The sequence below is a fragment of the Mesorhizobium sp. M4B.F.Ca.ET.143.01.1.1 genome (assembly GCF_004792275.1).
Classification (GTDB): domain Bacteria; phylum Pseudomonadota; class Alphaproteobacteria; order Rhizobiales; family Rhizobiaceae; genus Mesorhizobium; species Mesorhizobium abyssinicae.
The window spans coordinates 1-314 of sequence record NZ_SRSR01000258.1 but is presented as its reverse complement, the minus strand read 5'-3'; the positions used below and the strand labels follow the sequence as shown (position 1 = coordinate 314).

1 protein-coding gene is annotated in these 314 nt (G+C 61.5%); it reads right to left on the bottom strand.

Features of this window, described 5'->3' with window-relative positions:
• Positions 1 to 314: alpha/beta hydrolase (locus EN786_RS36895; RefSeq protein WP_135910158.1), on the bottom strand; the 314-nt coding region annotated here is incomplete at both ends.

Sequence of the window (314 nt, the reverse complement as noted above, 5' to 3'; positions counted from 1 at the left end):
GCACAAGCCGGTAATCGAGCGAGACCACCTCGAAACCGGTGCGGGCGCACAGCTCGGCGCAGACATCATCATGGCTGTCCAGCCCGCCAAGGATGAAGCCGCCGCCGTGGATATAGAGCACCATGGCTGCATTGTCGGGCTCCGCGTTGCGGTAGATGCGGATCGGGATGCCGTCGGCGATGCCTGTCGTTTCCGCCGTCACGCCTTGCGGATAGCCGGCAAAGAACTCCCGGCACATCCGGTCATAGATCGCGCGCTGCTCTTCGATTGTGTAGTCGATCGTATCCGGCGGATAGTAGGAATTGGTCTTCTCG